This window comes from Nioella sp. MMSF_3534 (assembly GCF_030732985.1).
GTDB lineage: Bacteria > Pseudomonadota > Alphaproteobacteria > Rhodobacterales > Rhodobacteraceae > Nioella.
Genome location: NZ_JASHJX010000022.1, coordinates 1 through 23,637, shown reverse-complemented (window position 1 = coordinate 23,637; position 23,637 = coordinate 1). Strand labels below are relative to the sequence as shown.

Sequence of the window (23,637 nt, the reverse complement as noted above, 5' to 3'; positions counted from 1 at the left end):
TCATCCGTCCAGCCGCCCGTCGCGCAGGCCGATCACCCGGTCGCAGCGTGCGGCCAGTTCCGGCGCATGGGTGACCATGATCAGCGTCGCGCCGTGGCGGTCGCGCAGGTCAAAGAGCAGGTCCATGATCGCGCGCCCGTTGGCCTCGTCCAGATTGCCCGTGGGCTCATCGGCCAGCAGGATGCGCGGGCGCGGCGCGGCGGCGCGGGCCAGCGCCACGCGCTGCTGTTCGCCGCCCGAAAGCTGGCCGGGATAATGCTGCATCCGGTCGGCAAGACCCACGGCGGCCAGTTCCTCCTCTGCCCGCGTGAAGGCATCCTTGCGGCCCGCCAATTCCAGCGGTGTTGCCACGTTTTCCAGCGCCGTCATGGTGGGAATAAGGTGGAAGCTTTGAAAGACCACGCCCATATTGTCCCTGCGAAAGCGGGCCAGCTGGTCCTCGGTCATCGGTGTCAGGTCCTTGCCAAGCGCTGTGACCGTCCCGCCCGTGGCCCGATCCAGCCCGCCCATGAGCATGAGGAGAGACGATTTGCCCGACCCCGACGGCCCCACCAGACCAACCGTTTCCCCGGCTTCAACCGCAAGCGTGATCCCGTGCAGGATGTCAACGGGGCCGGCATTGCCATCAAGCGTCAGGGTCACGTCGGTGAGGGACAGAATGGGGGACGTCATGAAAAGGCTCCGGGCGTATATCTCTCTTGGATATGGGGGGATGGCGGGTCTGGGCAAGGCGGCTGTGCTGGTCTTTGGCCTCTGTGCCGCGCCGTCATGGGCCGAAGAGGTGGTGATCGCGGCGCTTGGTGACAGCCTGACCCAAGGCTATGGGCTGCCCGCCGAGCAGGGGTTTGTCCCGCAATTGGAGGCATGGTTGCAGGCACGTGGCCATGATGTGCGGCTGATCAATGCGGGCGTCTCGGGCGATACCACGGCGGGCGGTCTGGCGCGGATCGGCTGGACGCTGACGCCAGATGTTCAGGCGCTGATCGTGACGCTTGGCGGCAACGACCTGCTGCGCGGACTGCCGCCAGAGGCCGCGCGGGCCAATCTGGCCGGCATACTGGACGCGGCGGGCGCGGCAGGGGTCGAGGTGCTGCTGGTCGGCATGGAGGCACCGCTGAATTACGGCCCCGACTATCAGGCAGCCTTCGATGCGATCTATCCGGATCTGGCCGCGGACTACGGCACGCTCTACGTTGAAAGCTTCCTCGCCCCCGTCGTCGCGGCCCCTGATCTTCGCGCGGTCATGCAGGCCGATGGCATCCACCCGAATGCCGACGGCGTGGCGCTGATTGTCGAGGCGCTCGGGCCTGCGGTGGAGGCGCTTGTCACGCGGGTTCAGCAACCCTGATCTCGGTGCCCGAGTCACGGCAGAGCGCGCGCAGCGTTGCAGGCGGGTCGGTATCGGTCACCCAGATATCCAGATCCGACAGCGAACCGATACGAACCGGGGCCGCACGGGTCAGCTTGCCCTGATCGGCCACAAGGATCGCCTGCCGTGCCTGTTGCAGAATGGCATGGGCCACTCGCACCTCCTGAATGTCGAAATCGAGCAGGTCGCCATCGGCATCGAGCGCCGAGGCCCCGATCACCGCCACATCCACCTTGAAGGCCCGGATCGTCTGCACCGCCAGATCGCCCACAAGGCCCCCATCCGCCCGCCGCAGCGCGCCGCCCGTCAGAACCACCTCGCAAGAGGGGTTCGCGGCGAGGATCTGCGCGGCGTTCATGTTGTTCGTGACCACCATCAGCCCGCTATGGCCCCGCAGCGCGCGGGCCACGGCCTCGGTCGTGGTGCCGATATTGAGGAAGAGCGACGCGCCATTGGGGATTTCCGCGGCACAGGCGCGGGCGATGGCCTCTTTCGCATCCGCATTCAGGCGGCGGCGGTCCTCATAGCCGATATTGGTGACGCCCGAGGGCAGCACAGCCCCGCCATGGATGCGGTCCAGCAGCCGCGCATCGCACAGCTCTGACAGGTCCCGGCGGATGGTTTGGACGGTCACGCCAAAGGCCTCGGACAGCCCTTCCACCATCACCCGCCCCTCGCTGCGGGCGCGGTGCAGAATGTCGGATTGGCGGGGGGTGATGGGCATGGTCTCTCCTTCCACGTCCCTTATAGCGAAGAAAGCCGCGTGCGGAAGCGAAGAAAAACGAACATGAAAATTGACAAAGCGAACATGAAGTGAGAGGAGTCGCGCATCATCAGGAAAGCGTGACTCTCATGTCAGAGGAATATGACCTCTTCATCATCGGCGGCGGCATCAATGGCTGCGGCATCGCGCGGGACGCGGCGGGCCGGGGGCTGACGGTCGGTCTGGCCGAGATGAACGACCTCGCCTCCGCCACCTCCTCGGCGGCGACCAAGCTCTTTCATGGCGGGCTGCGCTATCTTGAGTATTTCGAGATCCGGCTGGTGCGCGAGGCGCTGAAGGAACGCGAGGTTCTGCTGTCCGCGATGCCCCATATCAGCTGGCCCATGCGCTTCGTGCTGCCCTATCACAAGGATATGAGGTTCGAGAGCACAACGCCCACCTCGCGGCTGCTCGGGCTGGTCATGCCCTGGATGCGCGGGCGGCGTCCGGCCTGGCTGATCCGGCTCGGCCTGTTCCTCTATGACCATCTGGGCGGGCGGAAGATTCTGCCCGCCACGCGGACGGTGAAGCTGCGGACCGCCCCCGAAGGACAGCCGCTGCAAGACCGCTTCGCCAAGGCCTATGAATATTCCGATTGCTGGGTGCAGGATTCGCGGCTGGTGGTGCTGAATGCCCGCGATGCCGAAGCACGCGGCGCGCGGATCATGGTGCGCACCAAGGTGATTTCGGCGGCGCGCGATGGCGATGCCTGGGCCATCACGCTGGAGGATGAGACCGGCCAGCGGACCGTGCGTGCAAAGATGCTGGTCAACGCGGCGGGCCCTTGGGTGGGCGATGTGATCCAGACGAAGATCCGCGTGAATTCGCGGGAAACCGTGCGGCTGGTGCGCGGCAGTCATATCGTGACACGAAAGCTCTACGATCACGACAAGTGCTATTTCTTTCAGGGCGAGGATGGGCGGATCATCTTCGCGATCCCCTATGAAGAGGATTTCACCCTGATCGGCACCACCGATCTCGACCATCCCGACCCGTCGGTGAAACCGATCTGTACGGGCGAGGAGCAGGACTATCTCTGCGCCTTCGCGTCCCAGTATTTCCAGCAGCCCCTGACACGCGCGGACGTGGTCTGGACCTATTCCGGCGTCCGCCCCCTGTATGATGACGGGGCCAGCGCCGCGCAGTCGGCAACGCGCGACTATGTACTGAAGGTCGATGCGAACGGGCCGCCGGTGCTGAACGTCTTCGGCGGCAAGATCACCACCTATCGAAAGCTCGCTGAAAGCGCGATGGAGAAAATCGGCCAGTATCTGCCCCTGTCGCGCGGGGACTGGACGGCAGGTGTTCCCATGCCGGGCGGGGAGTTTCCCGAGGCTGGCGTGCAGGCCCTGATCGACGGGCTGTGCACCGATTATCCCTTCCTCACCCCGGCCTGGGCCAAGCGCCTGGTACGCCACTACGGCACCGAGGCGCGCGATATCCTGGGGAATGCAACCGACGCCGCCGACCTTGGCCGTGATTTTGGTGCAACGCTTACCGAGGCAGAACTCAATTGGCTCATGCGCAGGGAATATGCCCGCCGCGCCGAGGATGCCGTCTGGCGTCGCACCCGACTCGGCCTCAGGCTGACCGAGGATCAGATCGCCGCCATCGACCGCTTCATGATCGCGTCCGCCAATGCTCCGGCAGCAGTGGAATGAGCGCCTGTCTTTCATCTTGGCCAAAATACCTCCGCCGGAGGCATCCCAACCCCGCAACCACATCCACCATCCGATCCGGTACACGATGCTCTCCGATATCCCGTGGCAACGCGGCTCGACGAGGGCCCCAAAGGGGCTTGAGGAGGGCCGCCCCCCGGTCGACGCCGGCAGGCGGCGAACCCCGCCGGGATCAACCGAATGACTTGCGGGTCAGGGAACGCCCGCTAGGATCGTGACAACAAGGGAGGAACCGATGACCCATATTCTGGCCATCGACCAGGGCACCACATCAAGCCGTGCCATCGTCTTTGACGGCGACATGAAGATCAAGGCCACCGCGCAGCAGGAGTTCACGCAGCATTTCCCGGCCTCGGGCTGGGTCGAGCATGCCCCCGAGGACATCTGGACCACGGTTGTCGACACCTGCCGCGCGGCGCTGGACAAGGCCGGGCTTTCGGCGGCGGAGATTGCCGGGATCGGCATCACCAACCAGCGGGAAACCACGCTGCTGTGGGACCGGACGACCGCCGCTCCCCTGCACAACGCCATCGTCTGGCAGGACCGGCGCACGGCGGATCGCTGTGCCGCGCTGCGCGAGGCGGGGCATGAGGCGATGGTGCAGGACAAGACCGGGCTGCTGCTGGACCCCTATTTTTCCGGCACGAAACTGGCCTGGCTGCTGGACAACGTGGAGGGCGCGCGCGAGCGGGCGGACCGCGGCGAACTGGCCTTCGGCACGGTCGATACCTTCCTGATCTGGCGCCTGACCGGCGGCGCGGCCCATGTGACCGACGCCACCAACGCGGCGCGGACGCTGCTTTATAATATCCGCGAGGGCCAGTGGGATGCGGAAATCTGCGGTCTGCTGAACATCCCGATGAACCTGCTGCCCGAGGTCAAGGATTGCGCGGCGGAGTTCGGGGCGACCGAGCCGGGCCTCTTCGGTGCGGCGCTGCCCATTCTGGGCGTCGCGGGCGATCAGCAGGCGGCGACGATCGGGCAGGCCTGTTTTGCGCCGGGGATGCTGAAATCGACCTATGGAACGGGCTGTTTCGCTCTGCTCAATACCGGCGACACGCTGGTCAGGTCACAAAACCGGATGCTGGGAACGATCGCCTACCAGTTTGACGGCACGCCAACCTATGCGCTGGAAGGCTCCATCTTCATCGCGGGGGCGGTGGTGCAATGGCTGCGGGATGGGCTGAAGATCATCGACGCGGCGCCCGAGACACAGGGATTGGCCGAAACCGCTGATCCCGAACAACAGCTCTATCTCGTTCCGGCCTTCACCGGCCTTGGTGCCCCCTATTGGGACGCGGACTGCCGGGGGGCAGTCTTCGGTCTGACCCGCAGCTCCGGCCCCGCGGAATTCGCGCGCGCGGCGCTGGAAAGCGTGGGATATCAGACACGTGACCTGTGGGAAGCGATGCGCGCCGACTGGCAGGGGGCGGGCGGAGACAGCATCCTGCGCGTCGATGGCGGGATGAGCGCGTCGGACTGGACCATGCAGTTTCTCGCGGACATTCTCGGCGCGCCGGTGCACCGGCCCGAGATACTGGAAACCACCGCACTCGGGGCGGCGTGGCTGGCCGGGATGAAGGCCGGGATCTACCCGGACCGCAACGGGTTTGCCGATACCTGGGCGCTGGAGCGGGAATTCGTGCCGGGAATGGATGAGACCGGGCGCGCGCGGCTATATGCCGGGTGGAAGGACGCCGTGGCGCGGACCTTGAGCCGCTAGCGGCGGGCCTGTTCCGGCCCGTCCGGCGGCGAAAAAAAAGGGGTGTGCCGGGCGTACACCCCCCGTGCACCCCCTGTGCACCCTGCGTGCAGACGAAACGCGGATTGCGCTACTGGCAGAAGCCAAGCCAGCACTGGCCTGACTGACATTCGGAGTTGAAGCCGCAGGCCGCGCCAAAGGGCAGGTTGGACCGGCTTGGCCCGACCGAGCCGGTCCCGGACCCGCTTCCCGTGCCGCCGCCCGAGGTGCTCGGACCGGCATGGAGTGCGACGCAATAGCCGATGGTGGTGCAATAATAGGCCTCGCAGCTGGCAAAGCCCCAACAGGCGTTTTCGCAGTCAGAGCGGGAGCCGTAGCCGGAAATGTAGTCCCAGCCCGGTGCGTAGACGGATCCGAAGAATGCATCGGCATCGCTACAGGTATAACTGCGCATCTGGGCGCCTGCCTGGGGGGAGTGCAGAAGGGCCACGGAAAAGAGGGCCACGAAAAGGGATCGGGAAAAACAGGTCAAGAAAAGCCTCCGGCGGGTACGCTATGCGCCCGATCCGTTCTTGCCACGGCCTCTTGCCCCGGTCCGCGGTGGTGACCTCCGGCCCCGTGGCCGCATCCGGGTTGCCGTTCAGCGTAGCATCCCGGCGGGTTCTCGGTCAAACACCGGCGATGACCCGGCAGAGCGTCCCCTCGTTTCGCCGCGCATCGCGCGTCGATCCGCGAGCGCCCCTCGTCAGGCGCCTCTGGCGCCCTCCTCGGGCCGCGTTGCCACGGATTCCTGGCTGCTGGAGGTTCGCTGCCCCGGATGATCCGCGAGTTGAGAGGGCGGGACGCCTCCGGCGGAGGTATTTGAGCCAAGATGAAAAGGGCGGGGCGATCAGTCGCCGTTCGGTCGGGACAGGATGAAGGCCGCTGCGCCGCCCATGGCCATGACTTGAATCAGGATGATCATGCCGCTGAGGTTGGAGAGAATGCTGATGCCGAGAACCAGCGCCATCGCGGTGCAGGCCATGACCTTGTAGCGCGGGCGGATCGCGCCCTTGTCTTCCCAATCGCGGATCGGGCCGCCGAAGATGTTGTGATCCACCAGCCATTGCCTGAGGCGGGGGGAGCTTTTCGAGAAGGCGAAGGCGGCGAGGATCAGGAAGGGTGTCGTCGGCAGGATCGGCAGGACGACGCCCGCGAAGCCGAGCGCGACGGCGATCCAGCCGAGCGCGAGCCACGGCAGGTGGCGCAGGCGAGGGCGGTTTGCGGGGTCTGGCATCAGGCTCATGCCCTTCGGGTTTAGCGCGGTTTGCGGCGGGGGGAAGGGGCGGCCAGCTCTGCCGTTGCATCGCGCCACTCGCCGGGGGCGAGGCCGTCGAGCGCCCATTTGCCGACGCGGGCGCGGATCAGGCGCAGCGTGGGCAGGCCCACGGCGGCGGTCATGCGCCGGACCTGGCGGTTGCGGCCTTCGGTGATGGTGAGTTCCAGCCAGGCATCGGGCACGGTCTTGCGAAAGCGCACGGGCGGGGTGCGGGGCCAGAGGCCCTCGGGTTCCTCCATCAGCCTGACCTTCGCGGGGCGGGTGGGGCCATCCTTCAGCGTGACGCCGGTGCGCAGGGCCTGCAACTGGCCTTCCGTCGGCGTGCCCTCGACCTGTGCCCAATAGGTCTTGGGGGTCTGGGTGCGGGGGCTGGTGATGCGGGCCTGCAACCGGCCGTCATCGGTCAGGACCATCAGCCCCTCGCTGTCCCGATCGAGCCTGCCCGCCGCGTACACCCCCGGCACGTCAATAAATTCCGACAGGGTGCGGCGGGTGCTGCCTTCCACCCCCTTGTCGGTGAATTGCGAGAGCACGTCATAGGGCTTGTTGAATAGGATCAGTCTGGTCATTGCCTCGCCTTCCGCTGACCCGGTCCTGACCGATCCTGACGCGTTCGGCAAGCGCGGTGTCGGAAAAGCTGTTGCGGTGTCTACGATTTCCCCTAGCGTGACCGGGACAGCCAGACAGGGAGACAGGACATGCCAGCGGGATGCGCACCGTTCAGCCAAGCGGAATATGACCGGCGGATTGCCAAGACACGGGCCGCGATGGCCGAAGCCGGGCTCGATGCGATTTTCGTGGCCGACCCGTCGAACCAGGCCTGGCTGACGGGCTATGACGGCTGGTCCTTCTACGTGCATCAGGGCGTGATCCTGCGCATGGACGGCGAGCCCGAATGGTGGGGCCGGTCCATGGATGCGCTTGGCGGGCAGCGGACCTGCTGGATCTCGGCAGAAAACATTCACAGCTATTCGGACCATTACATCCAGTCGAGTGTCTACCACCCGATGCAGGATCTGGCGGAGCATTTCACCCGGATGGGGCTGGCCTCGGCCCGGATCGGGGTGGAGATGGAGAACTACTATTACTCCGCCAAGGCCCATGCGGTTCTGGGCGCCGAACTGCCCAATGCGACGCTGGTCGATGCGACCGCGCTGGTGAACTGGCAGCGGCTGGTGAAGTCGGAGGAGGAAATCAGCTTCATCCGCAAGGCTGCGAAAATCTCCGAGAAGGTCGTGGGGGTCGCGCTGGAACGTGCCGCGCCGGGGGTGCGCAAGAATGACCTTGTGGCGGACATCATGCATGCGGGGATCACCGGGGTGGACGACATCTGGGGCGATTACCCGGCGATTGTGCCGCTGACGCCCTCGGGGCTGGATGCGACCGCCGCGCACCTGACCTGGAACGGGGACGAGATGCGCGAGGGCGAGGCGACGTTCTTCGAACTCTCGGGCTGTTACCGCCGCTACCACGCGCCGCTGTGCCGGACGATCTTCCTTGGCACGCCGTCGGACGAAATGCGCCGGGTCGAGGCCGCGCAGATGGAGGGGATCGAGGCGGGGCTGAACGCTGCACGCGCGGGCAATCAGACCCGCGACGTGTTCAACGCCTTCATGGAGGTGCTGCACAAGCACGGGTTCGACCGCAAGGGGCGCATGGGCTACCCGATTGGCCTGTCCTACCCGCCCGACTGGGGCGAGCGTACCGCGTCGATCCGGGGCGAGGATGAGACCGTTTTGCAACCGGGCATGACCTTCCATTTCATGCCGGCGCTGTGGATGGACAGTTGGGGCCTTGAGACCACGGAAACCATCCTGATCAAGGAAGATGGCCCGGCGGAAACGCTGTGCAACGTGGAGCGCAAGCTCTTCGTCAAGCCATGACCGGACTGCCCGAGACCACCGAGCTGCTGGCCGAACTGATCGCCTATCCGACAGTGTCGCCCGACAGCAACCTCGACATGATCGCCTGCCTTGCCAATCACCTGGAGGCGGCGGGCGCGCATGTGGAGGTGTTGCAGGACGGGACCGGGCGCAAGGCCAATCTCTTTGCCCGGATCGGGCCGGAGGTGCCGGGGGGCATCCTGCTGTCGGGTCATACCGACGTGGTGCCGGTGGCGGACCAGGAATGGACGAGCGACCCGTTCCGGATGCGCGCCGACGACGCCAAGCTTTTCGGGCGCGGCACCTGTGACATGAAAGGGTTCATCGCGGCCTCTGTCGCGATGGCGCCGCTCTTTGCGGAGCGGGCGCTGAAGAAGCCTGTCTATTTCGCCTTCACCCATGACGAGGAGGTCGGCTGCCTTGGGGCGCAGGCATTGGTAGAGGCGCTGCGCGGGCGCGACTTGCTGCCCGACATGGCCATCGTGGGCGAGCCCACCTCGATGCGGATCATCGAAGGGCACAAGGGGTGCTGCGAATATTCCACCCATTTCACCGGGCTGGAGGGACATGGGTCCGCGCCCGATCACGGGGTGAACGCGGTGGAATACGCGGTGCGCTACGTGAACCGGCTGATGGAGCTGAAAGAGGCGCTGAAGACCCGCGCGCCCGCAGACAGTGCCTTTGAGCCGCCCTGGACGACGATCAACACCGGCGCGCTTGTGGGCGGCGTGGCGCATAACGTCATCCCCGGCCGCGCGCAGGTGGATTGGGAAATGCGGCCCGTGCAGAAATCGGATGCCGATTTCGTGCGGGGCGATCTGTCTCGCTATTGCGAGGAGGTGCTGCTGCCCGCGATGCGATCCATCAGCCCCGATGCCCGTATCGAAACGGAGGTCGTGGGCGAGGTCGACGGGCTGATCCCGGCCAGCGAGAACGAGGCGCGCGACATCGTCATGGAACTGACCGGCGCGAACGGGGCGGGACTGGTGCCCTTCGGGACCGAGGCGGGGCTGTTCCAGGATCTTGGCATGTCGGTCGTCGTCTGCGGTCCGGGCTCCATCGAACAAGCGCACAAGCCCGATGAATTCATCGAACTGACCCAGATGGGCCAGTGCCTCGGCCTGCTGGAGCGGCTGAGCCTGAAACTGGGCTAGGATCAAAGCAACCCGATCACGGCACTTCCCGCCACGGCGAGAGCCGCGCCCAGAAGTGCGGGAAGGCGGGGGGCGACGCGTTCCTTGATCCAGATGATCGGCAGCACCAGCACCGGGGACATCGACCCGAGCACCGCCGCGATTCCCGCGTCCATCACCGACATGGCATAGAGTAGCAGCGACGAGGAGACCCCGTAGCCGATGAAGCCGGGCAGGATCGTTCGGACCAGCAGCGCGGGGGTCAGCGGCTGGTGGCTGCGCAACGCCGGTGCGGGCCAGAGGGCGACAAGCGAGATCAGGAAGGCCGCGCCAAGCAGCCGGATCGCGGTGATCGCCAGCGGCGGGGTGCCGTCCAGCATCGCGGGTTTGACGATCAGGAAGCCCGCCCCCTGACACCCGGTTGCCAGCAGCCCCAGGAGGACGATGAGGGCCAGTCGGCCATGGGTCCGGTCGCTGGCTGATTGCGCGTTCGATCCGTAGAGGATCGCCAGCGCGACCCCGCAAAGGGCCAGTGCCGCGCCGATCAGGTCGGGAATGTTTGGCACCTCTCCCAGCCAGGCGAAGGCCATGACCCCAACGACTGGGGCCTTCAGCGACAGCAGCAGTTCCATCCGCCTCGGCCCGCCAAGCCGCAGGCATTCGATCATGGCGAGGTTGCCCAGAAGGATGCCGATGACGATGCTGGCCGCGAAGGCGGGCCAGTGGCCCCAACTGACGCTGCCCCAAAGGCCAAGCCCCGCACAGCCCGCCGCGACGATTGCCGAACAGGCCAGAAGCTGGATGCGCGTGAATTCGAACGTTCCAAGTGCCCGTGCCGGGGCCTGTGCCAGGACGGCGCCGGTGGCCCATCCGAGCGATGCGGTAAGGGCCGCGAAGGCGGGAAAAAGGATCATGGCGAATCTTTCGTCAAGCGCTACAATATGGATAGCATCCATGCGCTACCAAATCGGTAGCGTCAATCTGCTACGGAAAGAATAGCAAGTGGAGCGCCCATGGCCTCGATCCTTCCCCGTCCCGGCCAACCCGTCCGCGGGTCCAAATCCGGCAAGCCGATCATGGCGCTGTTTGACCTGCTTGGCCGCACCTGGGCGCTTGGGGCGATCTGGCAGTTGTCGCGCGGGGCGATGACCTTTCGCGAATTGCAGGCTGCTTGCGAAGGGGTGTCGCCCACCGTGCTGAACCGGCGGTTGAAGGAGCTTACGGCCAGCGGCCTCGTGGAACGGGCCGAGCGCGGCTATCGGCTGAGCGATGCGGGGCGAGACCTGTTCGGGCTGTTGCATCCGCTTGGGGGGTGGTCAGAGACATGGGCCGCGCGCATGGCGGAGCAGGACGCAGGCCAACCAAGACCAGGTGGGCAGGGAGAGACAGCATGAAAGTAGGCATCATCGGTGCGGGTATGGTCGGATCGGCGGCGGCCTTTGCGCTGATCATGCGTGGCGAAGCGTCGGAAATCGTTCTGGTCGATGTGAACCATGCCCGCGCCCGCGCCGAAGCCGAGGATATCGCCCATGCCATTCCCTTCGCCTCGCCCGCCATCGTGCGCGCGGGCGAATATGCCGATCTGGACGGGGCGGGAGTGGTGATCCTGTCCTGCGGTGTGTCGCAGAAACCGGGGGAAACGCGGCTGGCGCTGCTGGAACGCAATGCGGATGTGTTCCGGCAGGTGGTGGGGCAGGTCATGGCGGTCTGCCCCGGCGCGATCCTTTTGGTCGCCTCCAACCCAGTCGATCTGATGACCCAGATCACCACGCGCCTGTCGGGCCTGCCGCCGGGGCGCGTCATCGGGTCGGGCACAATCCTCGACACCGCGCGGTTTCGCTGGCTGGTGGGGCGGCATCTTGGGATTTCTCCGGGGTCGGTCCATGGCTATGTCCTGGGTGAACACGGCGATTCCGAGGTGCTGGCCTGGTCCAGCGCGCGGGCCGGGTCGGTGCCACTGGAAAGCTTCGCCGCGCAGGTTTCAGCCCCGCTGACCGAGGATGTGCGCCAAAGGATCGACGCAGGCGTGCGCGGCGCGGCCTACACGATCATCGAGGGCAAGGGCGCGACATGGTACGGCATCGGCGGCGGGCTGGCGCGGATCGTGGCGGCGATTGCTGGGGACGAACAGGCGGTTCTGTCCGTGTCGGTCTTGGAACGGGAGGTTCTGGGCGTGCCGGACGTGGCCCTGTCGCTGCCCCGCACATTGGGGCGTGAGGGCGTGACCGCGACGCTGTGGCCAGAGCTGAGCGCGGGCGAGGAAAGCGCCCTTCGCCGGTCGGCAGAGATTCTGCAAGAGCGGCTTGCGCCCTTGCAGTTTTGACCTAAAGCATCGCGGCGCAGCGGGCCGTGGGGGTCGGCAGGCCGATCCGTTCGGGGTTCAGGATCAGGTGCCATGTCGCGGGATAACCAGGCGCCTGCGCGCGGGTGTAGGAACAGCCGTCGGGTGTCGTGTAGGTCTGGGCCAGCGCGGCACCCGATGACAGGGCGGTCAAGGTCAGGGCGGTTGCAACGAGACGGGTGGGTTTCATGGGATCGGACCTCCGGTTGGCTATCGGGATTGCGGAATGAACCCTTTGGGTGTCGTCCGTCAGCCGTGCACAGGCGCGGCCCAATGCGGGAATTTTCGTGGCGTGTTCAGAGGATTTTGCGAAATCTCGATTGGTCAGCCGCAATCAGCCCGTTCCGTTCGTCGCAGGGCGCGCGGTTCGGCAACTGGGCCGGTGACCCACGGTTCAGAACGGGTCTGGATAGCGGTCCATAAGATCGCAAAAGACGCGGCTGCCACGGGCCGTGTGCTTGTTGCCTGCATTGGGGTAGGATGTGAATTCACCGAACACCACACCGCGCTGCGTGATGTAGAAATCCAGCCGCATGAAGCACTGGATGTCGCGTGCGATCCGATCGGACAGATCGAGCAGTTCTTCGTAGCGCTCGGGTCTGGGGATCGGCGGGGCCAGGCCGTTTGAATATTGAAGATCCCGATACGGTTTCCAATTCCGGTGATAATACCGTTCCATGGTCGTTCCCGCCTTGCCGTTCCTGTCGACGACCTTGATCACATGCGTCCGACCGCCTGCGACGAAGGTCTTGAAATCGCGGGGAATGACCTTGCCGGGGTCGACATCCTCCAGAAACTCTTCGGCAATCAGTCGGGTTGCGGGCCTGGCGGAAATCAATGGGTCCATCCTGCGTTTCACATAGGCCCTTCGTTCAGACTGGGGCACGGTGTCGCCGGAAAAGACCTCTGTCACTCCGTCGAACAACAGCACGCCCTTGTTGCTGGACAGGTTGTCTGGCTTGATCACCACCCTTTGCGGAAGCGCAGGGATGTCGAGGCCGTCCACATCTTTCGCTTCGGCGTAGCGCTCGGGCAGCGGCAGGTTCATCTGCTGTGCATAGGCGCGCATTGCCGTTTTGTTGGTGAGACCGGCCACCGACAGCCGCCTGCGCTGCAGGGCCGGATCGGGATGCGGATCCTTGCCGCGATACCATCGCTGGAGGCGGTCCTCCATCCGGCGTTTGAACTCCGTCGGGGGGTCTACACCCGTCAGCCTGTAGCGCATGCGGGCGGGTATGAGAGCCATGGGTGTGATCGCCGTTGGTCCTGTTGCGGGTCGAACAGACGGTGCCACGGTGCCGTGCCTGCGGCAATGGCCCAGTGAACGCAGCGATCGCGTCAGTCGCGGTCCAGGTCCCGTGCGATCAGTTCCTTCATGATCTCATTCGTGCCGCCATAGATCTTCTGCACGCGGGCATCGGCGTAGAGTTCCGCAATGAGGTACTCGTTCATGTAGCCGTAACCGCCATGCAGTTGCAGGCATTCGTCCACGATTTCGCATTGGGTCTGGCTGCCCCACCATTTGGCCATGGCCGCTTTCTCGGCGGTCAGCGTGCCCTGTTCCAGCTCCTCCAGGCACTGGTCGAGAAAGGCGGCCAGGATTTCCACCTTGGTCGCGCATTCCGCCAGCTTGAAGCGGGTATTCTGGAAGTCCATCACCCGCTGTCCGAAGGCTTTTCGCTCCTTCACATAGGCAAGCGTCACGTCGAGCGCGCATTGCGAGGACCCAAGCGCGCCATAGCCGAGGATTAGCCGTTCCCACGGCAATTGCCGCATCAGTTGATAGAAGCCCTGGCCTTCCTCTGTCCCGAGCAGATGATCGCGTGGGATGCGGACGTCTTCGAAGAAAAGCTCCGCCGTGTCGTTCCTCCGCATCCCCATCTTGTCGAGCTTGCGGCCCACGCGGAAACCCTCCAGCCCTTCGGTTTCCACCACCATCAGCGACACGCCCTTGGCGCGCGATGTGGGGTCGGTCTTTGCCACGAGGATCAGCAGATCGGCGCTGCCGCCATTGGTGATGAAGGTCTTGGAGCCGTTGATCAGGTACTCATTCCCGTCCGGCACGGCGGTCGTGCGCACCGCCTGCAAATCGCTGCCCGTTCCCGGTTCGGTCATGGCAATGGCGCCAACCATCTCGCCGGTGGCCAGCTTGGGCAGCCAGCGCGCTTTCTGTTCGTCGGTGCCATAGGCGATGATGTAATGCGCGGCGATGTTGTGGACGGCAAAGCCCCAGCCACTGTCGCCCGCCTTGGCCTGCTCTATGAAGGTCACCGCATCGAAGTGACGGGACAGGCCGAGACCACCGTTTTCCTCCGGCGTGGTCGCGCCGAGGATGCCCAGATCACCGGCCTTGCGCCAGAACGCCTTGGGAATCTTGCCCGCCTCCTTCCACGTGTCCCGGTGTGGCTGAAATTCGTCCTCCAGAAAGCGGCGTACCGTGTCGGCATAGGCGTGATGGTCGTCCTGCATCCACAGATGGTTGGGCATGTTCGGTCCTCCTCGCCGGGATGGTGACGCGGGGCGCGCGGTCAGGCAAGCTTGCCGTTGCGGCGGATTGACCGGGAGTTGTGATTGCCGTTGACAACTAAATGCGGCGCCCATACCGCTGATCGAACGTACCAGTGCCTCGAAAGGATGCGCCATGTCCGTCTACCGTTATCACCCCGTGACCGTCGCCCTGCATTGGATTGTCGCCGTGCTGATGCTGCTGATGCTTGGGGTGGGCACTTTCGTGCTGGAACCGATGGACAATGCCGACCCCGACAAGCTGTCGATGCTGGCCATACATCGGCTGATCGGGCTTGTGATCTTGGGCCTGACCGTGCTGCGCATCGTGCTTCGCCGGTTCCTGCCCGCGCCCGATCACGCCAAAACGGGCAGCGCGTTTCTGGACAAGCTGGGGCAGGCGATGCCGAAGCTTCTGAATATCTTCGTGATCCTGATGGCCGTGTCGGGCATGGTTCTGGGCCGCATGTCGGGCCTGTCCGATGCCTTGGCGGGCACCGCGCCGCTGCCCGACAGCTTCTTTGAGTTCAGCCCGCGCGTGATCCACGGCATTTTGGCCAAGCTGATCATGGCAATGCTGGCGCTGCATATCCTTGGGGCGCTTTACCACCAGATCATGCTGCGCGACGGGCTGTTTCAGCGGATGTGGTTCGGGCGATAGGGGGCTTACGCGGCCAGCCCTTTCGACCCCATATCGAGGAACTTCTTGCGGCGGCCTGCGATCAACTCATCGCGGGATTTTCCGTCCATGGTGGCCAGCAGCGCCTCGATCCCTTCGCCTACGCGGGTGATGGTGGTCGCCCGGTCGCGTTGTGCACCGCCAAGCGGTTCCTTGATGATCCGGTCGCAGACGCCAAGTTTTTCAAGGTCCTGCGCGGTCAGGCGCAGCGCCTCGGCCGCTTCGCGCATCTTGGCCCCGTCCTTCCACAGAATGGACGCGCAGCCCTCGGGGCTGATGACCGAATAGATCGAGTGTTCGAGCATCGCCACCTTGTCGGCGGTCGCGAAAGCCACGGCGCCACCGGACCCGCCCTCGCCGATGACGACCGACACAAGCGGCACACCGATTTGCAGGCATTTCTCGGTCGAGCGCGCAATCGCCTCTGACTGGCCGCGTTCTTCCGCGCCCTTGCCGGGATAGGCACCGGGGGTGTCCACCAGCGTGATGACGGGCATGTTGAACCGGTCTGCAAGATCCATCAGGCGCACGGCCTTGCGGTAGCCCTCGGGCCGGGCCATGCCGAAATTACGCTCGATCCGGGTCTTGGTGTCATGGCCCTTTTCATGGCCGATCACCACGACGGGGCGATCGTTGAAGCGGGCCAGCCCGCCCATGATTGCGTGGTCGTCGGCGAAGTTCCGGTCGCCCGCGAGCGGCGTGTATTCAGTAAACAGCGCCTGAATATAGTCGCGGCAATGGGGCCGGTCGGGGTGGCGCGCCACCTGGCATTTGCGCCATGGCGTCAGCGATTTGTAGAGATCGGCCAGCATGTCGGCGGCCTTCTTGTCGAGCGCCTTGGCCTCTTCCTCGATATCCATCTCCTTGTTGCCACGCGCCATCGCCCGCAGCTCTTCGGCCTTTCCCTCGATTTCTGCGAGGGGTTTTTCGAAGTCGAGATAGTTCATGCAAAGCCTCCGTCTGACCCTTGGCTATATGCAGGGGGTGGACGGGATTTGCAACGTTCCCCGTCGCAGGAAAAAGCCCCGAGCGTGTCGCGCGGGGCTTTTGGGGTGGGTCATCCGGCGGCGATCATCTCGGACTGTTTCACGATCACCTCGGCCTGTTTGATCGAGGCGATGTCGACGAGACGGCCCTTGTAGACGGTCGCGCCCGCGCCGGAGGCCTTGGCTTCTTCCATGGCCGCGAGGATCTCGCGCGCCTCGGCAACGGCGGCCTCGGACGGCGTAAACACTTGATTTGCAAGCGCGATCTGTTTGGGGTGAATGGCCCATTTGCCGACCATCCCCAGAGTGGCGGACCGCATCGCCTGCGCGATATAGCCCTCATCATCCGAGAAATCGCCGAAGGGTCCGTCGACCGGAAGGATGCCGTGGGTGCGGCAGGCGGCGACGATGGCGGTCTGGGCCCAGTGCCAGGGGTCGGACCAGTATTTCTGGCCCTCGCGCAGCATGTAATAGTTCTCCTGCGTGCCGCCGATGCCGGTGGTCTGCATGCCCATGGAGGCGGCGAAATCGGCGGCGCCGAGGCTCATGGCCTCAAGACGGGGCGAAGACGCGGCGATCTCTTCGACATGGGCGATGCCGGCGGCCGATTCGATGATGACTTCGAAGGCGATCTTTTTCGTCCGGCCCTTGGCGGCCTCGATGGCTGTGACCAGCGCATCAACGGCATAAACGTCTTCGGCACAGCCCACTTTCGGGATCATGATCTGGTCGAGCCGGTCCGAGGATTGTTCAAGCAGATCAACAACATCGCGGTACCAATAGGGGGTGTCCAGCCCGTTGATCCGCACCGACAGCGTCTTGGTGCCCCAATCCACATTGCCGATGGCCTCGATCACATTGGCACGGGCCTGATCCTTGTCGGAGGGCGCAACGGAATCCTCCAGATCGAGGTTGATCACATCGGCGGCGGAGGTGGCCATTTTCTCGAACAGCTTGGTATTGGAGCCGGGGCCGAAGAGCTGGCAGCGGTTCGGGCGGGCGGGGGCAGCGGGCTGCAGGCGGAAGGACATGGGCGGTTCCCTTTGAGCAAGGATATGTCGTCAGAGTTCCCGCCTTGGGTAGATTATTGCGTTGCGGCGCGCAAGTGCTGCATTGCGGCAATGCGCGATTTGGCCGCGAAAGAGGGGGGTGCCCCCCGTACACCCCCTGTACACCCCCCGTGCACCGGGCGTGCAGACAAGGACCGAGATTTGCGCATGCGGCCGTGCAGAAGGATTTTCCAGAAAATCCTTCCTGGCATGAAAAATCTTCCAGAAGATTTTTCGGGGCTGCAAAATTCTTCCGGAAGAATTTTGCAGCCCTGAGGTGGATCACTGAAGGTCGGCGAACGCCCTTTGCAGGCGCTGCACGACGGCCTCCACATTGGCGCGTGGCGTGGCGAGGAGGAAGCGGTTCCACAACTCTGACCCGGTGCCGAACCAGTTGCCGGGGGCGGGGGTGATCTGCGCCTCGCCATTCACACGACGCGCGATCTCTTCCATCGTCATGCCGGTGCCAGAGAAATCGACCCAGGGCAGATAGGTGGCTTGCAGCGGCATCGACCAGACGCCGGGAATGGCGTTCACGCCCTCGTCGAAGATGCGGCGGTTTTCTTCGAGGTAGTCCATCTGCGCGGCAACCCATGCGTTGCCATCCGGCGAATAGGCCGCCTGTGAAGCAACCGCGCCAAGCGTCGTCGCGTCATAGTTCAGAGCGGTGAGCCGATCTTCCATCTGGGCGCGCAGTTTCTCGTCTGGAATGATGATCTGACCCACCCGCAGACCGGCGAGGTTGAAGGTCTTGGAGGCGGCGAACAGCGTGACGGTCCGGTCGCGATGCTCGGGTGCGGCGATATCCATGGGAACGTGGGTGTTGCCCGCATAGACGAGATCGGCATGCACCTCGTCGCAGACCAGAATCAGGTCATGGCGCGCGGCGAAGTCGGCCACCTGACGCAATTCCTCGACCGTCCAGACCCGGCCAGAGGGGTTCTGGGGAGAACAGAAGAGCAGGATTTTTGTCTTCGGGGTCAGGGCGGCTTCGGCGGCGTCCCAGTCCAGTTCATACCGGCCATCGACAAGCGCGAGCGGCAGTTCGACATGGTTGCGATGTGCCCGCTGCGTTTTCAGCCGGAACTCGTGATAGACCGGGGTGAAGAAGGCGATGTCGTCGCCCGGTTCGCTCCAGACATCGAGGCAGAGGGCAATCGCCATGCCGAGCCCCTGGGCCGTTAGCACCCAGTCGGGGTCGACCGACCAGCCGTGGCGGGTCTGCATCCACCAGCAGACGGAATCGACATAGCCCTTTCGGTCGAAGCCGTAGTTGAAGATTCCTCTCTGGGCTTCTCGTGTCACCGCCTCGATCACGCAGGGCGCGCTCGGATAGTCGGAATCGGCCACATGCATGGCGATGCCATCCGGGCCGACGCCGAACCTGTCCATACTGTCCCATTTGCCGCTGAAAGTGCCGATCATTGGGTGAAGCGTGTCGAAGTCCATGGAATCCTCTGGTGGTCGTTTCGGGCGAGAGGCTAGCCATTCCGGGGCCGGGTGCAAGGGGGCGTTGCGGCACAGCGCCGGATCGCTTATCTGGGGCGCATGCTGAGACCGATCCTGATCCATCCCGACCCGCGTTTGAAGAAACTGGCCGACCCCGTGGCGGACCTGTCGGACGAGCTGCGCGCGTTGGCGGGCGACATGCTGGAAACCATGTATGACGCGCCGGGTATCGGGCTTGCCGCGCCGCAGATCGGCGTGTCGAAACGGCTGATCGTGCTGGATTGCGTCAAGGAAGAGGGTGAGGCCCCCCGGCCGCTGGCCATGTTCAACCCCGAGGTGGTCACGTCCTCGGACGAGACCAGCGTTTACGAGGAAGGCTGCCTGTCGATCCCCGAGATCTATGCCGAGGTGACCCGCCCCGCCGAGGTGGAAGTGCGCTGGATGGATCTGGAGGGCAAGGAACAGCAGGAGGTGTTCACCGGCCTCTGGGCGACCTGCGTGCAGCACGAGATTGACCATTTGGACGGCAAGCTTTTCATCGACTACCTCAAGCCGCTGAAGCGGCAGATGATCACCCGCAAGATGGTCAAGCTCAAGCGGGAACGGGCGCGGGAAAAGGCGTGAGCGTTCTGCCCATCCTGTGCTGGCCCGATGCGCGGCTGAAACAGGTCTGTGCGCCGGTGACGGGGGATGTGTCGGCGCTGGCCACCGATATGCTCGACACGATGTATGCCGCCAAGGGGCGCGGTCTGGCTGCGCCTCAAGTGGGGCATATGGTTCGGCTCTTCGTCATGGACACAGGTTGGAAAGAGGGCGCGCGTCGCCCACAGGTGTTCGTGAACCCCGAGCTTGAGGTCAGTTATGACCGGTTCGAAAGTGGTGAAGAGGCGTGCCTGTCGATCCCCGGTGTCGCGGCCCGTGTGATGCGCCCGCCGGAGGTTCTGATCCGCTGGACGGATCTCGATGGTGTGGGCCATGAAGCGCAGATGACCGGTTTCGACGCGCGCTGTGTGCAGCATGAGATGGATCATCTGAATGGGCTGGTGATATTCGACCGGCTGCCCCCCGACCACCGCGCGCAGATGGAGAAAGACTATGCCCGTTAGACCCTTCGTGATGTGGCCCGACAAGCGGCTCAGGACCCCCGCCGCGCCGGTGGGTGAGGTGACGGATGAGATTGGTGCGATCTGGGAAGATATGATCGAGACCATGGACGCGATGCCGGGTGTTGGGCTGGCAGCGCCGCAAATCGGGGTGATGCTGCGGCTGGCGGTGGTCGATGCCTCGACCGAGCGGGGCAAGGCGGTGCGCATGGCCAATCCGCAAATCCTGCATTCCTCGATCGAGCTGCGCCCGCATGAGGAGGCGAGCCCGAACCTGCCCGGTTCCTATGCCAGGATCGAGCGGCCCCGCGCGGTGACCGTGACTTATGTGGATCACCACGGGATGACGGTGCGCAAGGATTTCGTGGGGTTGTGGGCCACCAGTGTGCAGCACCAGATCGACCACCTGAACGGCAGGATGTATTTCGACAATCTCAGCAAGGTGAAGCGCGACATGTTTCTGCGTAAGGCGAGGAAGCGGTGATGCGGGTCATTTTTATGGGTACGCCCGAGTTTTCGGTTCCGGTGCTGGAGGCTCTGGTCGCGGCGGGGCATGAAATTGCCGCCGTCTATTGCCAGCCGCCGCGCCCCGCCGGGCGGGGCAAGAAGGAGCGGCCAACTCCGGTGCATGCGCGGGCAGTGGAACTGGGATTGGAGGTGCGCCATCCGGTGTCGCTGAAAGGGGCAGAGGAGCAGGCGGAGTTTGCGGACCTGAAGGCCGATGTGGCAGTTGTCGTGGCCTATGGGCTGCTGTTGCCGCAGGCGGTGTTGGATGCGCCTGTCCGAGGCTGCCTCAATATCCACGCGAGTCTGTTGCCGCGCTGGCGGGGCGCTGCGCCCATCCATCGGGTGATCATGGCGGGCGATCAAGAAACCGGTGTCTGCATCATGCAGATGGAGGCGGGTCTGGATACCGGGCCGGTTCTGCTGCGCAAGGCTTTGACGATCGGGGCGGAAGAGACGACGCAAGATCTGCACGACCGGCTGAGCGCGCTTGGGGCGGCGGCCATCGTGGAGGCTTTGGACCGGTTGCCGGAACTGGTGCCCGAGCCGCAGCCGGAAGAGGGTGTGACCTATGCCCACAAGATCGACAAGGCGGAGGCGCGGGTGGACTGGAGCTTGCCCGCGGACCGGATCGACCGGCAAATCCGGGGCCTGTCGCCTTTTCCCGGGGCCTGGACGACCTTACATGGTAAAAGGCTGAAACTGCTGCGCTGTCGTGTGGCGGAGGGTTCGGGCCTTCCCGGCGAGGTGCTGCATGGGCTGACAATCGCCTGCGGCGACGGGGCCATCGAGGTTACCGAGGCGCAGATCGAGGGTCGGGGGCGGCAGGATGCGGAGACCTTCCTGCGCGGGTCAATGGTCGCGCCCGGCACGGTATTGGGAGAGTAAGGCAATGGTTCTGTTCACGTTCTTCGGGTCGATCTTCATCGCCGTGGTGGTCGCCATCCTGTTCGAAAGATGGGGCATCACCCGCAATGGCTACCCGATGTCGATCCTCATCGCGCTTGGGGCGGTCGTGGTGCTGTTCTTCCTGCGCTCGCTCTTCCATCTGCGCATCGGCTCGCCCGGTCTGGATGCGATCATCGGGGCTTCGGCGGCGCTGATCCTGATCCCTGTTGGGGCGGCACGAGGGCGCGGTCGCCGCAACCGCAGACGCTGAATTTCGGGGGCGCTGTCTTCCAATAGGGGCCGGGAGTGGCCATATTCATCGCATGGGTATTGTTCTTTACATGATCATCATCGGCGCGGCGGCGGGCTTTCTGGCGACGCGCATCATGGATGTGCGCACCGATGTGGTGACCACGATCGGCATTGGCATTCTGGGCGCGATCATCGGCGGTCTGGTGCTGCGGTTCCTGCTGACCGTCATGGGGATGCTGTCGGGCTTTGTCGGCGCGATCCTCGGCGCGCTGTTGCTGATCTGGATCTGGCAGACTTACCTGAAGCGCTGATCACATGCGCGGCGGGCGGGCCTTGTAGACGGGCAGACGCCAGCCAAAGAGCAGCGAGCCTGCACGCAGGGCGAAACAGGTGATCATGCAGGCCAGAATGGGCGCCAGCGGATGTGGCGTGATGGCGGCCGCGATTAGTGCAGCCCCGGCTCCTGCGAAGGCGGCTGTCACGTAGAGCTCCCCCTGTTTCAGGACCAAGGGTACCTCGTTGCAGACCACGTCGCGCATCAGCCCGCCCATGGTGCCGGTGGCGACCCCCATCACGATGACGATTCCCGCCGACTGGTCCAGCGCCTGCGCCACGCCCGCGCCTGCGGCAACCGCGATGGCCAGCGCCAGCGCGTCGAGCCACAGAAGCACCTTGTAGCGGCTTTCCAGCAGGTGGGCAGTGAAGAAGACGGTAAGAGCGGCGGCGCAGGCGATGGCCAGCGGCATGGGGTCACCCACCCAGAAGACTGGATCTCGGCCCAGAAGCAGGTCGCGCAACGTGCCGCCGCCCACGGCGGTGAGGCAGGCGATGAAGAAGAACCCCACGATGTCGAGCTGCGCCCGGCTGGCGACAAGCGCGCCGGAGAGGGCGAAGACCAGAACGGAGGCGTAGTCGAGAAGCATCAGGGTCATCATGCGCGCCCTTTGACAGGTTTGCTGCGCGTGGGGAAGGGGGGAAGGCCGTTCGAACGGCCTTGTGACGCGGTTTCGAAACCGCGATCCGGCGCCTGTGAATCGGATCGGGGCAGAGGGTGGCCATTTGGGGCCCTTTGGCTGCGATCAGGGCGGTGCGGAAGGCCGTTCGAACGGCCTTGATATGCGGCTTCGAAGCCGCATCCCCGCGCCCGGATCAGGCCTTCTTGAACGGGGCCATTCCGGCGCGGGCCAGCTCATCCGCGCGTTCGTTTTCCGGGTGGCCGGCATGGCCCTTGACCCATTCCCAGGTCACCCGGTGGCGGGCCTGCGCCTCGTCGAGTCTCTGCCACAGATCCACGTTTTTCACGGGCTTTTTGTTCGAGGTCTTCCAGCCGTTGCGCTTCCAGCCATGGATCCAGCCGGTGACGCCGTTTTTCACATAAGCCGAATCCGTCACTATGGTGATTTCGGAGGCCCGCGTCAGGCTTTCCAGCGCGGTGATCGCGGCCAACAGTTCCATCCGGTTGTTGGTGGTCTCGGCCTCGCCGCCGCTCAGCTCGCGTTCCTTGACGACGGTGTCGCCCTCCTTCGCCTGCAGCAGCGCGCCCCAGCCCCCGGGGCCGGGATTGCCGGAGCAGGCTCCGTCGGTATAGGCGTAGAGATCGGGCATCAGAAGATCAGGTCCACGGCCAGCGCGTTTACGACCACCAGTGTCAGCAACACGCGCAGCCGCATCCACCACTGGGGCGCGAGGCCCCGTTTCCAGAAATGCCGGTCCAGTGCCAGAAGGCCGAGGAAGCCTACGATCAGCGCCGCCGCCGCCCGGTCCGAGCCGCCGCCGGTCATGAAGAAGGCCCAAAGTGCGGGAAGCACCGACAGCGCGTAGCCCTGCCAGCCGCTGCCCTGCGCAGCGAAGCCCCAGAGCACGCCGGACATGAAGGCGAGGATGATCGCGCCGTAGAACAGCTGCACATAGGGGCCGACAAAGCGCGGCCCCAACACCTCGGTTCCCCATTCGGCCAGACCCGGCAGCACAACGGTCAACGCCCCCCACAGAAAGGGGATCAGGCCAGCAAGGCCAAGCAGCAGGGCGGGACGG

The 23,637-nt window shown here is 64.8% G+C and carries 29 protein-coding genes; 14 read left to right on the top strand and 15 right to left on the bottom strand.

Features of this window, described 5'->3' with window-relative positions:
* Nucleotides 1–672 carry an ABC transporter ATP-binding protein gene (locus RBB16_RS10820; RefSeq protein ID WP_306046186.1) on the bottom strand — a complete coding sequence of 224 codons (672 nt, stop codon included), beginning with the start codon at nucleotides 670–672 and terminating at the stop codon, nucleotides 1–3.
* Here RBB16_RS10820 and RBB16_RS10815 point away from each other — a divergent pair.
* A complete protein-coding gene (locus RBB16_RS10815; RefSeq protein WP_306046185.1) occupies nucleotides 671–1,348 on the top strand; it encodes an arylesterase in 678 nt (225 codons plus the stop codon). The genes RBB16_RS10820 and RBB16_RS10815 overlap by 2 nt on opposite strands.
* On the opposite strand, the gene RBB16_RS10810 is transcribed toward RBB16_RS10815, so the two are convergent.
* On the bottom strand, nucleotides 1,326–2,093 hold the full coding sequence (locus RBB16_RS10810) for a DeoR/GlpR family DNA-binding transcription regulator (RefSeq protein WP_306046184.1): 768 nt from the start codon (nucleotides 2,091–2,093) through the stop codon (nucleotides 1,326–1,328). The genes RBB16_RS10815 and RBB16_RS10810 overlap by 23 nt on opposite strands.
* Before the next feature lie 128 nt (nucleotides 2,094–2,221).
* Here RBB16_RS10810 and glpD point away from each other — a divergent pair, with 128 nt between their 5' ends.
* Nucleotides 2,222–3,793: a glycerol-3-phosphate dehydrogenase gene (gene glpD / locus RBB16_RS10805; protein WP_306046183.1), complete on the top strand. Its 1,572-nt coding sequence runs from the start codon at nucleotides 2,222–2,224 to the stop codon at nucleotides 3,791–3,793.
* 253 nt (nucleotides 3,794–4,046) lie between these two features.
* Nucleotides 4,047–5,534, top strand: coding sequence for a glycerol kinase GlpK (gene glpK, locus RBB16_RS10800; RefSeq protein WP_306046182.1), 1,488 nt, complete (start codon nucleotides 4,047–4,049; stop codon nucleotides 5,532–5,534).
* Nucleotides 5,535–5,643: 109 nt separating this feature from the next.
* Here glpK and RBB16_RS10795 read toward each other — a convergent pair whose 3' ends face one another.
* From RBB16_RS10795 to RBB16_RS10785, 3 genes are all read right to left on the bottom strand, one after another.
* Complete coding sequence (locus tag RBB16_RS10795; protein ID WP_306046181.1) at nucleotides 5,644–5,967, bottom strand: hypothetical protein; 324 nt, start codon at nucleotides 5,965–5,967, stop codon at nucleotides 5,644–5,646.
* A gap of 435 nt (nucleotides 5,968–6,402) precedes the next feature.
* Nucleotides 6,403–6,789: a YbaN family protein gene (locus RBB16_RS10790; protein WP_306046180.1), complete on the bottom strand. Its 387-nt coding sequence runs from the start codon at nucleotides 6,787–6,789 to the stop codon at nucleotides 6,403–6,405.
* Between the two features lie 20 nt (nucleotides 6,790–6,809).
* Nucleotides 6,810–7,400 (bottom strand): pseudouridine synthase, encoded by a 591-nt coding sequence (locus tag RBB16_RS10785; RefSeq protein ID WP_306046179.1) that lies wholly within the window; start codon nucleotides 7,398–7,400, stop codon nucleotides 6,810–6,812.
* 129 nt (nucleotides 7,401–7,529) lie between these two features.
* Here RBB16_RS10785 and RBB16_RS10780 point away from each other — a divergent pair, with 129 nt between their 5' ends.
* A complete protein-coding gene (locus tag RBB16_RS10780) occupies nucleotides 7,530–8,714 on the top strand; it encodes a M24 family metallopeptidase (RefSeq protein WP_306046178.1) in 1,185 nt (394 codons plus the stop codon).
* Entirely contained in the window at nucleotides 8,711–9,868 is a 1,158-nt protein-coding gene (argE, locus tag RBB16_RS10775) for an acetylornithine deacetylase (RefSeq protein WP_306046177.1), read from the top strand. Before RBB16_RS10780 ends, argE begins: the two co-directional genes overlap by 4 nt.
* A gap of 2 nt (nucleotides 9,869–9,870) precedes the next feature.
* Here the strand turns inward: argE and RBB16_RS10770 are convergent, their stop codons facing one another.
* Nucleotides 9,871–10,761, bottom strand: a complete 891-nt coding sequence (locus tag RBB16_RS10770) for a DMT family transporter (protein WP_306046176.1) — start codon at nucleotides 10,759–10,761, stop codon at nucleotides 9,871–9,873.
* 99 nt (nucleotides 10,762–10,860) lie between these two features.
* Here RBB16_RS10770 and RBB16_RS10765 point away from each other — a divergent pair, with 99 nt between their 5' ends.
* Nucleotides 10,861–11,241, top strand: a complete 381-nt coding sequence (locus RBB16_RS10765) for a helix-turn-helix domain-containing protein (RefSeq protein WP_306046175.1) — start codon at nucleotides 10,861–10,863, stop codon at nucleotides 11,239–11,241.
* A complete protein-coding gene (locus RBB16_RS10760) occupies nucleotides 11,238–12,170 on the top strand; it encodes an L-lactate dehydrogenase (protein WP_306046174.1) in 933 nt (310 codons plus the stop codon). The genes RBB16_RS10765 and RBB16_RS10760 overlap by 4 nt, the downstream gene beginning before the upstream one ends.
* Nucleotide 12,171: 1 nt before the next feature.
* On the opposite strand, the gene RBB16_RS10755 is transcribed toward RBB16_RS10760, so the two are convergent.
* The 3 genes from RBB16_RS10755 to RBB16_RS10745 all read right to left on the bottom strand — a co-directional run bounded on the left by RBB16_RS10755 (nucleotide 12,172) and on the right by RBB16_RS10745 (nucleotide 14,675).
* Nucleotides 12,172–12,378 carry a hypothetical protein gene (locus tag RBB16_RS10755; RefSeq protein ID WP_127558158.1) on the bottom strand — a complete coding sequence of 69 codons (207 nt, stop codon included), beginning with the start codon at nucleotides 12,376–12,378 and terminating at the stop codon, nucleotides 12,172–12,174.
* 204 nt (nucleotides 12,379–12,582) lie between these two features.
* Nucleotides 12,583–13,434, bottom strand: a complete 852-nt coding sequence (locus tag RBB16_RS10750; protein WP_306046173.1) for an ATP-grasp fold amidoligase family protein — start codon at nucleotides 13,432–13,434, stop codon at nucleotides 12,583–12,585.
* 92 nt (nucleotides 13,435–13,526) lie between these two features.
* Nucleotides 13,527–14,675, bottom strand: coding sequence for an acyl-CoA dehydrogenase family protein (locus RBB16_RS10745; protein ID WP_306046172.1), 1,149 nt, complete (start codon nucleotides 14,673–14,675; stop codon nucleotides 13,527–13,529).
* 154 nt (nucleotides 14,676–14,829) lie between these two features.
* Here RBB16_RS10745 and RBB16_RS10740 point away from each other — a divergent pair, with 154 nt between their 5' ends.
* Nucleotides 14,830–15,354: a cytochrome b gene (locus tag RBB16_RS10740; RefSeq protein ID WP_306046171.1), complete on the top strand. Its 525-nt coding sequence runs from the start codon at nucleotides 14,830–14,832 to the stop codon at nucleotides 15,352–15,354.
* A 5-nt stretch (nucleotides 15,355–15,359) separates the two neighbouring features.
* Here RBB16_RS10740 and RBB16_RS10735 read toward each other — a convergent pair whose 3' ends face one another.
* The 3 genes from RBB16_RS10735 to RBB16_RS10725 all read right to left on the bottom strand — a co-directional run bounded on the left by RBB16_RS10735 (nucleotide 15,360) and on the right by RBB16_RS10725 (nucleotide 18,856).
* A complete protein-coding gene (locus RBB16_RS10735; protein WP_306046170.1) occupies nucleotides 15,360–16,319 on the bottom strand; it encodes an acetyl-CoA carboxylase carboxyltransferase subunit alpha in 960 nt (319 codons plus the stop codon).
* A gap of 110 nt (nucleotides 16,320–16,429) precedes the next feature.
* The gene (locus RBB16_RS10730; protein WP_306046169.1) at nucleotides 16,430–17,389 is read right to left on the bottom strand and encodes an L-malyl-CoA/beta-methylmalyl-CoA lyase; all 960 of its coding nucleotides are present in this window, start codon (nucleotides 17,387–17,389) and stop codon (nucleotides 16,430–16,432) included.
* Nucleotides 17,390–17,689: 300 nt separating this feature from the next.
* On the bottom strand, nucleotides 17,690–18,856 hold the full coding sequence (locus tag RBB16_RS10725) for a MalY/PatB family protein (RefSeq protein WP_306046168.1): 1,167 nt from the start codon (nucleotides 18,854–18,856) through the stop codon (nucleotides 17,690–17,692).
* Between the two features lie 99 nt (nucleotides 18,857–18,955).
* Here RBB16_RS10725 and def (RBB16_RS10720) point away from each other — a divergent pair, with 99 nt between their 5' ends.
* The 6 genes from def (RBB16_RS10720) to RBB16_RS10695 are packed head-to-tail and all read left to right on the top strand — an operon-like array spanning nucleotide 18,956 to nucleotide 21,914.
* Complete coding sequence (gene def, locus RBB16_RS10720) at nucleotides 18,956–19,480, top strand: peptide deformylase (RefSeq protein ID WP_306046167.1); 525 nt, start codon at nucleotides 18,956–18,958, stop codon at nucleotides 19,478–19,480.
* Complete coding sequence (gene def / locus RBB16_RS10715; protein WP_306046166.1) at nucleotides 19,477–19,962, top strand: peptide deformylase; 486 nt, start codon at nucleotides 19,477–19,479, stop codon at nucleotides 19,960–19,962. Before def (RBB16_RS10720) ends, def (RBB16_RS10715) begins: the two co-directional genes overlap by 4 nt.
* Nucleotides 19,952–20,443, top strand: coding sequence for a peptide deformylase (gene def, locus RBB16_RS10710; RefSeq protein ID WP_306046165.1), 492 nt, complete (start codon nucleotides 19,952–19,954; stop codon nucleotides 20,441–20,443). The genes def (RBB16_RS10715) and def (RBB16_RS10710) overlap by 11 nt, the downstream gene beginning before the upstream one ends.
* Complete coding sequence (fmt, locus tag RBB16_RS10705; RefSeq protein ID WP_306046164.1) at nucleotides 20,443–21,351, top strand: methionyl-tRNA formyltransferase; 909 nt, start codon at nucleotides 20,443–20,445, stop codon at nucleotides 21,349–21,351. The genes def (RBB16_RS10710) and fmt overlap by 1 nt, the downstream gene beginning before the upstream one ends.
* A 4-nt stretch (nucleotides 21,352–21,355) precedes the next feature.
* Nucleotides 21,356–21,622: a hypothetical protein gene (locus RBB16_RS10700; RefSeq protein ID WP_306046163.1), complete on the top strand. Its 267-nt coding sequence runs from the start codon at nucleotides 21,356–21,358 to the stop codon at nucleotides 21,620–21,622.
* A 52-nt stretch (nucleotides 21,623–21,674) separates the two neighbouring features.
* Complete coding sequence (locus tag RBB16_RS10695; protein WP_127558182.1) at nucleotides 21,675–21,914, top strand: GlsB/YeaQ/YmgE family stress response membrane protein; 240 nt, start codon at nucleotides 21,675–21,677, stop codon at nucleotides 21,912–21,914.
* On the opposite strand, the gene RBB16_RS10690 is transcribed toward RBB16_RS10695, so the two are convergent.
* The 3 genes from RBB16_RS10690 to RBB16_RS10680 form a co-directional block, all read right to left on the bottom strand.
* Entirely contained in the window at nucleotides 21,915–22,538 is a 624-nt protein-coding gene (locus tag RBB16_RS10690; RefSeq protein WP_306046162.1) for a trimeric intracellular cation channel family protein, read from the bottom strand.
* A gap of 214 nt (nucleotides 22,539–22,752) precedes the next feature.
* Entirely contained in the window at nucleotides 22,753–23,208 is a 456-nt protein-coding gene (gene rnhA / locus RBB16_RS10685; protein WP_306046161.1) for a ribonuclease HI, read from the bottom strand.
* A partial coding sequence (locus RBB16_RS10680; RefSeq protein ID WP_306046160.1) for a DUF3429 domain-containing protein occupies nucleotides 23,208–23,637 on the bottom strand: 430 nt, incomplete at its 5' end. The genes RBB16_RS10680 and rnhA, both read right to left, overlap by 1 nt.